This is a genomic window from Serratia sp. DD3, from assembly GCF_000496755.2.
The window spans coordinates 1-549 of the sequence record NZ_AYKS02000025.1; the positions used below are offsets into that span (position 1 = coordinate 1).

Here is a 549-nt window from a genome sequence, read left to right on the forward strand (position 1 = left end):
CCGCCGATAAATTTGGTGACTGGGATATTAGCTTGGCAGAATCATGCATGTCTTATCCAGTAACGATTCCACTGAAGCACGATTGCCCCGATCCAAACCTCGTTTGGTAGTTAACAAAATAAAGCCTTTTTGCCCTGAAAATGTGCTGGGTATCAAAGCAATGCCATATTCGGCCAATTGTGGTGATGACAAATTGAATCCTTCAGCCACTGACTTGATGGGGTCAATGCCTTAGCCATCCCCTCATATGAGCAAGGCATGGCAAGGCTTCTGAGGTATGATCTCCGTTCTTGACCAGCTAATAGCGAGCAGACAGCCTCCATGCTTAACCACGAAATAATTCTTAACCACATTGATGACATATTCGGACAGGACATGCATGCCAAGCGTGTCTTGTCGCTCGCCAATGCAACCCACGGGGTTATTGAGTCGGGGTCATTGGCCATCCATGCCATTGGCAATGGCCTCTCTTTGGCCAGCGGCCTTGAGCGAAAGCACGCCGTCAAGCAGGTGGATAGACTGCTCACCAACACAAAGCTCAATGTCTGG

2 pseudogenes are annotated in these 549 nt (G+C 48.8%); one reads left to right on the forward strand and one right to left on the reverse strand.

The features are described from left to right. Nucleotides 1–27: 27 nt before the first annotated feature. Nucleotides 28–231, reverse strand: a pseudogene (locus IO95_RS23850) (CDP-diacylglycerol diphosphatase); the annotation flags it as partial. Nucleotides 232–321: 90 nt separating this feature from the next. On the opposite strand from IO95_RS23850, the pseudogene IO95_RS03630 reads away from it, so the two are divergent. Then, nucleotides 322–549: pseudogene (locus IO95_RS03630) on the forward strand (IS4 family transposase); the annotation flags it as partial.